This window comes from Brachybacterium sp. AOP25-B2-12 (assembly GCF_052378625.1).
Lineage (GTDB): Bacteria > Actinomycetota > Actinomycetes > Actinomycetales > Dermabacteraceae > Brachybacterium.
Window position 1 is genome coordinate 1 of sequence record NZ_JBQSXW010000033.1, and the last position, 9,863, is coordinate 9,863.

Genomic DNA, 9,863 nt, shown 5'->3' on the forward strand with positions numbered 1-9,863 from the left:
GGGCCGCGGCGACGTGCGCCTCGTCCGTCGGACCCCGCCGATACACTCGCCGCAGACGGTCGGTTCTGCGATGGGGGAGCGATGGACAGCAGGTCAGAGCGGATTTCGGAGGCCGCACGCTTGGTCGCGGTGCCCTACGGCGCCGCCGCCCTGGCCGCGCTCTCGCACCTCGTGGACACCCTCAAGGGGGCAGATCCCCTCGAGCCCGTCATGGTGCTCGTGCCGGACGCCCTCACCGGCACCGCGATCCGTCGTCATCTCGCCGAGCGCCGCCCCACCGGGGTGGCGGCCCTGGACGTCCTCACCCTCGCCGACCTCGCCGACCGCCTCGCCGGCCCCGTGCTCGGCGCCGCCGGGCGTCGGCCCGTGCCGCGCACCGTCGTGCTCGGCGCCGTCGCCGCCCACCTGCGTCGGGCACCCGGGCGCTTCGCCGCCGTCGCCCAGCACCCTGCGACGGCCGCGGCGCTCGCCCGGGCCGTCGAGGCCCTGGACCACCTGGGGGAGGCGGAGCGGGCGGCGGTCGAGGCGCTCCTGGAGCCCGGGGCTCTCGGGGGAGCGGGCCGCTCCGCCGGGGTCCTGCCGGATGTCCTGACCACGGCCGATGCCGTCCGGGCGGAGCTGGGCCCGTCCTGGGCGACCTCCTCGGACACGCTGCGCGCCGCGGCCTCCGTTCTGGACCGGGTCGCCATCGGTGACGGGTCTGCGGCGCTGCTCGGCGCCCGGCACGTCGTCCTGTACCTCCCTCGCCCGCTGAATTCTCCGCAGTCGCGCCTCGTGGCCTCCCTCGACTCCGTCGCCGACGTCCACGTCGTGCTCGGACTCACCGGGTCACCGCGGGCGGACGGACCCGTCCTCGTTGGCGTGCGCTCGGCCCTGGCGGACCTCCCGCCGCGGATCGAGGAGCCGGATCCCGCGCTCGCCCGGCGAGTCCGCCATGCCTCGGATCCCGAGGCCGAGGTTGCCGCCACCGTCCGCGACGTCGCGCAGGAGCTCCGATCCACCCCCGGGCATCGCATCGCCGTCCTGTACTCGACGGCCCGGCCCTACGCGCGGATCCTCCATGAGCAGCTCGCCGCCGCGGGGATCGCGGTGAGCGGGCCGGGCAGCAGGCCCGTCGCGGAGCTCGCGGCAGGGCGCCTCCTGCTCGGCGCCCTCCGGCTCGTCGACCAGGACCTCCCGCGCCGCGCGGTGTTCGAGGTGCTCGGGGGCCTGCCGCTCGCGGACCTCTCCGGCACCCGCGCGCCCGTCCCCGCCTGGGAGCAGGTCTCCCGGGACGCCGGGGTGGTCCGCGGGGAGGACTGGACCGTCCGCCTCGCGGCCCACGCCCAGGCGCTCGCCGCCGCCGGCGGGGAGCGCGCCGCGAAGGGCCGCCGGCGCGCCGAGGACCTCGCGGCGGTGATCGCGTTCCTGCACGGCCGGGTCGAACGGGCCGGGCGTGCGGCCACCTGGTCGGAGTCCGCTGCCTCGCTCCGCGACCTGCTGGAGACCCTGCTGCCGCCGGAGAACCTCGGGCCTCCCGGGGACCCGGCCACCCGTGCCGAGCAGTCCGCCCACGCGACCGCCCTGGCCGCCGTCGACGAGCTCGCGGTGCTCGACGCCCTGGGTGGCCGCCCGGATCCCGGTGCCGTCACCGAGGCCCTGACCACGGCCCTCACGGCCCGCGCACCACGCCTCGGTCGCTTCGGTGAGGGCGTGCACGTGGGCCCTCTCGGCTCGGCGACCGGGTTCGCCCCCGAGCACGTCCACGTGCTCGGCGCCTCCGAGGACCTCCTGCCAGGAGGCACCTCCGAGGACGCCCTGCTGCCCGACGCCGTCCGCGCCGTCACCGACGGGGCCCTGCCCACCGTCGCCGAGCGCACCGCCCGCACCGAGCGCGAGTTCCTGGCCGCCCTGCAGCTCGCGCCCCACGTCACCGTCAGCTACGCCCGGGGAGACCTCCGCTCCGCCACCTCCCGTCTGCCCAGCCGCTGGCTGCTGCCCTCGCTGAGGGCGCTCGCCGAGGACGCGACGCTGGCCGCCACCGATCACCTGCTTGTCGCCGCCGTCGACCACGAGCGGTCCTTCGCGGCGACCCTGGCCACCACCGACCCCGCGGCCGCGACCGCCTGGCGGCTACGTGCCCTGCTCGCAGGTCAGGCGCTCGGCGATCCGGTGCTCGACCGCGCCCGGAGGTCGCTCGCGGCACGCCGCGGGCGCCGCCCCACCGCCTTCGATGGCGTGATCGGGCCCCGCGCCGGCCTCAGCCCCTTCGAGGCCGACCGCCCGCTGTCCGCGACCGCTCTGGAGACCTACGCGTCCTGCCCCCACGCCTACTTCCTGCGCTACGTGCTGGGCGTCGGCGAGATCGAGGACCCCGACGACATCGAGACCATCAGTCCGCTGCACCGCGGGTCCTTTCTCCACGAGTGCTTCGACGAGCTGGTCAGCGGCCTCGAGTCCGCAGGGGAGCTGCCCGGGACCGGCGAGCCGTGGACGCAGGAGCACCACCGCCGACTGCGGGGGATCGCCGAGGTCCGGGCCCGCGACTACGTCGCGCGGGGGCTCACCGGGCCGGCCCGGCTGTGGGCCCGCACCCTGGCCGACCTGCAGGACCAGCTCGGCGCCATGCTCGACCAGGACTCCACCTGGCGGGCCGCCGAGGGCCTGGCGGTGCTGACCAGCGAGGCACGCTTCGGCTTCGACGAGGATCCCCTCGCCCCTCCCGTCTACGTCCGCGTCGAGGGCGGCGTGCTGCGTCTGCGCGGAGCGGCGGACCTCGTCGACCACGCCGCCGACGGATCCCTCGTCGTCACCGACCTCAAGACCGGCAGCTCTGCCGGCTTCCAGGACATCGGCGAGGAGGATCCGGTCGCCGGAGGCACCAAGCTCCAGCTGCCCACCTACGCGCGCGCCGTCCGGGCCCGCTACGGCGATGAGGACACCCCCGTCCGTGCCCGCTACTGGTTCCCGCGCGGCGACGGCGAGGAGATCGACCTGCCCCTGACCGAGGCGGTCGACGCGCAGTATCGCGCGGCGCTGTCGACGCTGGCCCACGGCATCGCCCAGGGCGTCTTCCCCCGCAGACCGCCCACCGAGGACGACCGGTCCTGGGTGCAGTGCATCGCCTGCAACCCCGACGGCGCGGGGTACTCCACGGACCGGGACCGCTGGGCACAGCTCCGCGAGACCCCCGAGGTGCGGGACCTCGCGGCGCTCATCGACCCCGAGGCCGCCCCCGCCTCACCCACCGCGGCAGGAGACCCCCGATGAGCACCACCACCACGCCCGCCCCGCAGGCGCCCGCCCTGCGCGACCTCGCCGCCCGCGAGGCGATCAGCGCGGACACCGCCCGGACGCTCTTCGTCGCCGCCGGGGCCGGGTCCGGCAAGACCACCGCCCTCGTGCGGCGCATCCTGACCCTGATCCTCGTCGACGGCTTCGCCATCGAGCAGATCGCCGCCGTGACCTTCACCGAGCGTGCGGCCGCGGATCTCCGCGACCGGGTCCGCCTCGACCTCGAGGCCGTGGTCCGGGAGGGCGGGGACGCCCGGCGCCTGGACCGGGCCCGAGCCGCCCTGGACGCCCTGGACCTCGCCGCGATCGGGACCCTCCACTCCTTCGCGCAGCGGATCCTGACCCGCCACGCCATCGAGGCAGGCATCCCGCCGGCCGTGCGGGTGCTGGACGCGCTCGGCGCCTCCGTCGCCGGGCAGCAGCAGTGGTCCCTCCTGTGGTCGCGGCTCGTCGCGGACGAGCAGGTCTCCGAGGCCCTCGACCTCGCCCTGGACCTGGGGATCACCTCGCGGCACCTGCGGGAGATCGCCGCGCGCCTGGACGCCCACCCGGACCTCGTCGCCGAGCACATCCGCGAGGTCCCTGACGCCCCGATGCCCGTCGCCGAGGTGAGCACGTTCCTCCGGCGTGCCCACGAGCTCACCGGTGACCTCCCCGAGTGCCTCGACGGCACCGACCGGTACGCCCTGCACCTCGAGGCCCTCGCGACCTGGGTCGCCGATGCGCCGACCGGGGAGGACGCCCAGGCGATCCGTCCCGTGCTCGCCTGGCTGTCGGCGGCACCCAAGGTCGCCCGCAACGCCGGTGCCAAGGCGCGCTGGCCCCGCGGCTTCGACCTCGCCGGGACCCGGGAACGGGCCGTGGAGCTGCACGAGGACGCCGTCGCGGCGCGGCTGGACGTGCTGGACGCCGTGCTGCGTCGGCTCACCGCGTGGCTGGGTCGCGCCATGCTCGAGGCCGCCGCGGCACGACGCGCCGACGGGGAGCTGACCTTCTCGGACCTCCTGGTCCTGGCCCGGAACCTGCTGCGGGACCGCCCCGAGGTGCGCGCCGAGCTGCAGGCCCGCTATCCCCGGATCCTGCTGGACGAGTTCCAGGACACCGACCCCCTGCAGATCGAGATCGCCGCCCGGATCGCCGGGGGCGCCGCCGCCGGGCAGGAGCGCTGGCAGGACGTCGAGATCCCGCCGGGCTCCCTGTTCGTCGTCGGGGATCCCAAGCAGTCGATCTACCGCTTCCGCCGCGCCGACATCTCCCTCTACCTCGAGGCGCAGCGGGTCCTGGGCGGCCACACCTCGCTGACCACCAACTTCCGCAGCCTCACCCCTGTCATCGACTGGGTCAACGCCGTCTTCGGCTCCCTCATCGAGGCCGAGGACCACGTCCAGCCGCCGTACGAGGACCTCTCCCCGCACCGCGACCAGCGGGTCGTCGGCCCTGAGGTCGCCGTCCTGGGCGAGGAGGCCCATGAGGGCGAGGACGGCAAGAGGGCCACGGCCACCCAGGTCCGTGCCGCCGAGGCCCGTGACGTCGCCGCCACGATCCTCACCACCCTCGACGAGGCATGGACCATCGCCGAGCGCACCCCGCAGGGTGAGCGGACGCGTCCCCTGCGCCTGGGCGACATCACCCTGCTCGTCCCCACCCGCACCTCGCTGGGCACGATCGAGGACGCCCTCGACGCCGCCGGCATCGCCTACCGCACCGAGGCCACCTCGCTGGTCCACGCCGCCCCGGAGGTCCGTGCCCTGCTGACCACCGCCCGGGCGGTCGCGGACCCGTCCGACCGCCTCGCGCTGGTCACGGCACTGCGATCGCCGCTGTTCGGCATCGACGACGGCGAGCTGTACGAGCACCGCCGCGCGGGCAGGACCCTGGACCTCCGGGCACCCCTGGTGGACGCGGCGGAACGCGGTCCCGTCGACCACGCCCTCGCAGCGCTCCGCGCCCTCGCCGATGAGCTGCCCCGGCGCTCCCCGAGCGAGCTGCTCGGCATGATCGCCGAGCGTCGACGGTCCTTCGAGATCGCCGCCGAGAACGGTCCTCGCGCCCGCGACGCCTGGCGCAGGATCCGGTACGTGATCGAGCAGGCCCGCGCCTGGACCGAGACCGAGCACGGCAGCCTCCGCGGCTACCTGGACTGGGTGCGCGCCCAGTCCGACGGCGGCGCCGAGCAGGCCGCCGAGTCCGTGCTGCCCGAGACCGACACCGACGGCATCCGCATCACCACCATCCACGCCTCCAAGGGCCTGGACTTCCCCATGGTGATCCTCGCTGGGCTCGGCTCCTCGGGCGGGCGCCGCGGCGGCGTCGACGTCCGCTGGGGGGAGGAGGGCTTCGAGGTCTCCGTGACCGCCGCCCTCGCGACCCGCGGCGCCGCGGAGGCCGTCGAGCGCGAGAAGGTCATGGCCGACGCCGAACGGATGCGGCTGCTCTACGTCGCCGCCACCCGCGCCCGCGACCACCTGGTCGTCTCGCTGCACCGCCCGCTGCTCGGCGCCTCCTCCCACAGCGCGCCCTCCAGCGCCGAGGCGATCCACCGCGCGGGCGGGGCCGAGCACGGTGCGGTGCCCCTGACACCTCTCGACGGCGCGCCGCGGTCGCTGCCCGGTGCCGTGACCGGTCGGGTCGCGCCGCCTGTGCCGTGGGAGGACTGGGCCGAGCGCGCCGCCATCGTCCGCCGGAACGCCCAGCGGGTGTGGTCCAGCAGCGCCTCCACGCTCGAGGGGTCAGACGTCGTGGACGAGTGCTCCGTGCATCTCGAGGATCGCCGCGGTGGGGGTCCCGATCTCGACGCCGTACGACGGGACCGACCCCGCTTCGTCGGTTCCGATGCCGCACTCGCACGCCTCCAGGACCCGCGCATCGATGGCCCTGACGCGGGGACCGTGGTCGCCGAGGAGGGCGTCGATGAAGCGCCGTCCTCTCTGACCGCGCATCTCGCGCCCGGCACGCCCGGCCGCGGCGCGGCCATCGGCGACGCGGTGCACGCCGCCCTGCACTTGGTGCCCCTGGACCCCGGGGTCGATGTCGCCGGTGCGGTGCGGGCCCAGTGCGAGAGGCTCGGCATCCCGGATCTCGCCGGCCACGTCGCGGCGCTCGTCCGCAGCGCGCTGGCTCATCCTCTCCTTGCGCAGGCCCGTGCCGGACGCCATTGGAAGGAGGCCTACGTGGGCGCGCCGGCACCGGAGACCGCACCTGGGTCGGCGGGCACGGTGCGTGACGGCATCATCGACCTGCTGTACGAGGACTCCGAGAGCGAGCTCGTCGTCCTGGACTACAAGACGGACCACGTGCCCCTCGACGCCCTCGGCACGCGCACGACCTTCTACGCCCCCCAGCTGCGCGAGTATGCCCGGCTCGTGGAGGTCACGACCGGTCGCCCGGTGTCGCGCGCCGTCCTGCTGTTCCTCGCCGAGGACGAGGCCCGCGCCCGGGACGTCGACCTCGGGGTCGCCTGACGGTCGTCCGCTGCACGGCGTGCGAGTGCCCCGGCCATGCCCGCGCCACGGCCATGCCGGAACCGCGCAGGCCCACCAGCTCGCCCGTCGGATCACCGGTCGCGCCCCACCCGTCCGCGGACAGAACCCGTCGCGACCACCCAGGGCCCTGGCTGTATGGTGACCTCGCCCGTTCAGCGCCGACGCGGCACGGCACCGCATTCCGGCGCCTGCCGCGCGTCGCGTCCCGATCCAGGAGGCCCAGTGCGCGACGACGACATCCCCAGCGTCCCCACGCTCACGTCCGAGTTCCCCGTCGTGGGGGACGATCCCCACATCGATGCCCCGCTGCGAGCGGTGGTCCGACGCCTGTCGACCCTGCTGGGCGGCGCGCTCGCCGACCAGCACGGCACCGACCTGCTCGAGCTCGTCGAGGACGTCCGTCGTCAGACCAAGGAGGCGAAGTCCTCCGCGGACCCCGAGGACGCCCTGCGCGTCCAGCAGCGCCTGGCCGCCCTGCCCGTCGAGCAGGCCACCGCCCTGACCCGCGCCTTCACCGAGTACTTCCTGCTGGCCAACGCCGCCGAGCAGGTCTACCGGGTCCGCGCGGTGTCGGAGAAGGGCGCGGAGGACTCCTGGATCCCCCAGGCGATCTCTGACATCGCCGATGACCTGGGCCCCGAGGGTCTGCAGCGCACCGTCGACGCCCTCGACGTGCGTCTCGTCTTCACGGCCCACCCCACCGAGGCCTCGCGCCGTGCCGTGCTCACCAAGCTGCGTCGCCTCTCCTCGCTGCTGGAGAACGACACCGAGGAGGGCACCGCCGAGCGTCGCCGCCAGGAGCGCGATCTCGCCGAGGTCATCGAGGCGCTCTGGCAGACCGACGAGCTGCGCCGCCAGCGCCCCACCCCGCAGGACGAGGCACGCAACGCCCTCTACTACCTGCGCCAGCTCTACCTCCACACCATGCCGCCGCTGCTCGACGACTTCCGCGACGAGCTGCGCCAGCACGGCGCGGACCTCCCCGACCGCGCGGTGCCGCTGCGCTTCGGGTCCTGGATCGGCGGGGACCGCGACGGCAACCCGTTCGTGACCGCAGAGGTCACTCGCGAGGTGCTCCAGCTCCAGGCGGAGACGGCCCTGGACCTCTCGATCGACTTCATCACCCGCGCGATCGCCGAGCTGTCGGTCTCCAGCGTCCTGACCGGCGAGGACGAAGACCTGCGCGCCTCCCTCGAGCACGACTTCGAGCACCGCGCCCAGGTCGACGAGGAGCAGCGCGCCCTCTACGAGCAGGAGCCGTATCGTCTCAAGCTCGGTTCGATCCGCGCCAAGCTCGAGAACACCCGCACGCGCATCCGCACCGGATCCGCGCACACGCCGGGCGAGGACTACCACCGCACCGACGAGCTGCTGGCCGACATCGAGCTGGTCCGTGACGCCCTGCGACGCCACGGCGGCGCCCGCACCGCCGACGGCTCCCTCGCCGTGATGGAGCACGTCCTCGCCGGCATCGGCCTCACCCTCGCGACGCTCGACGTGCGCGAGCACGCCGAGAAGCACCACGAGCTCCTGGCCCGGCTCTTCGACCGCCTCGGCGAGCTCGACAAGCCCTACGCCGAGCTCAGCCGCGCCGAGCGCCACCAGGTCCTGTCGACCGAGCTCGCCTCGCGCCGCCCGATGGCCGGTGCCGCCCTCGCGGCCGACGACGACAAGATCCTCGACGACGCCACCCGCATCACCTACAACGTGTTCCGCGAGATCCGCGAGGCCCACCGCACCTACGGGCCCGACTCCATCGAGTCGTACATCGTCTCGATGACCCGCGGTGCCGACGACATCCTCGCCGTGGCGCTGCTGGCCCGCGAGGCCGGCCTCGTGGACCTCGCCAGCAAGGACGACAAGCGCGCCGACATCGGCTTCGTCCCCCTGCTGGAGACCGTCGAGGAGCTCCGCCACGCCGGCGAGATCCTCGACGAGCTGCTCTCGGACCCCGCCTACCGCGAGATCGTCCGCCTGCGCGGCGACCGCCACGAGGTCATGCTCGGCTACTCCGACTCCAACAAGGAGTCCGGTGTCGTCACCAGCCAGTGGGAGATCCACCAGGCCCAGCGCCGACTGCGCGACGTCGCCGCCCGCCACGGCGTGACGCTGCGCCTGTTCCACGGTCGCGGCGGGTCGGTCGGCCGTGGCGGCGGCCCCACCTACGACGCGATCCTGGCCCAGCCCTACGGCGTGCTCGAGGGCTCGATCAAGTTCACCGAGCAGGGCGAGGTCATCTCCGACAAGTACATGCTCCCGGTGCTCGCCCGCGAGAACCTGGACCTGTCGCTCGCGGCGGTCATGCGCGGCACGGCCCTGCACACCGAGCCCCGCACCACGCCCGAGCAGCTGGACCGCTTCGGGGACGTCATGCAGCAGGTGTCCGACGCCGCCTTCGCGCGGTACCGGACCCTGGCCGACGACCCGGACCTGCCCGAGTACTTCGTGACCTCGACCCCCGTCGAGCAGCTGGGCGACCTGAAGATCGGCTCGCGTCCTTCCAAGCGCACCACCTCGGAGAAGGGCCTGGACGGCCTGCGGGCGATCCCGTGGGTGTTCGGCTGGACCCAGTCGCGGCAGATCGTGCCCGGCTGGTTCGGCGCGGGCTCCGGGCTGAAGGCCGCACGGGAGGCCGGCCTCGAGGGCGACCTGCAGGACATGATGCGGCACTGGCACTTCTTCCGCACCGTGGTCAGCAACATCGAGATGACGCTGGCCAAGACCGACATGTCGATCGCCGCGCACTACGTCCACTCGCTCGTGCCCGAGCGTCTGTGGCCGCTGTTCGACCGGATCCGCGAGGAGTACGAGCTGACCGTCGCCGAGATCGAGCGGCTGACCGGGGTGCTGAACCTCCTGGACAACCAGCCGATCCTCAAGCGCACCCTGTCGGTGCGCGACCGCTACCTCGACCCGATCAGCTACATGCAGGTCGCGATGCTCCAGCAGGTGCGTGCCCAGGCCGAGCGTGGCGAGGAGCCATCCGAGGAACTGCAGCGGGCTCTGCTCACCACGATCAACGGCGTCGCGGCAGGCCTGAAGAACACCGGCTGATCCGGCCCGCCGTCCGAGAGCCGCGGGGGCGCCCCCGCCCCCCCCCGGGGGGGG

3 protein-coding genes are annotated in these 9,863 nt (G+C 74.4%); all 3 read left to right on the forward strand.

Annotated features, from left to right (window positions below):
• Positions 1-81: 81 nt before the first annotated feature.
• The 3 genes from ACT3TZ_RS14680 (at position 82) to ppc (ending at position 9,809) form a co-directional block, all read left to right on the forward strand.
• Positions 82-3,249 carry a PD-(D/E)XK nuclease family protein gene (locus tag ACT3TZ_RS14680; RefSeq protein WP_444584176.1) on the forward strand — a complete coding sequence of 1,056 codons (3,168 nt, stop codon included), beginning with the start codon at positions 82-84 and terminating at the stop codon, positions 3,247-3,249.
• The gene (locus ACT3TZ_RS14685) at positions 3,246-6,734 is read left to right on the forward strand and encodes a UvrD-helicase domain-containing protein (protein ID WP_444584177.1); all 3,489 of its coding nucleotides are present in this window, start codon (positions 3,246-3,248) and stop codon (positions 6,732-6,734) included. Before ACT3TZ_RS14680 ends, ACT3TZ_RS14685 begins: the two co-directional genes overlap by 4 nt.
• A gap of 156 nt (positions 6,735-6,890) precedes the next feature.
• Positions 6,891-9,809, forward strand: a complete 2,919-nt coding sequence (gene ppc, locus ACT3TZ_RS14690) for a phosphoenolpyruvate carboxylase (RefSeq protein WP_444584178.1) — start codon at positions 6,891-6,893, stop codon at positions 9,807-9,809.
• The last annotated feature ends 54 nt before the right edge of the window (positions 9,810-9,863 follow it).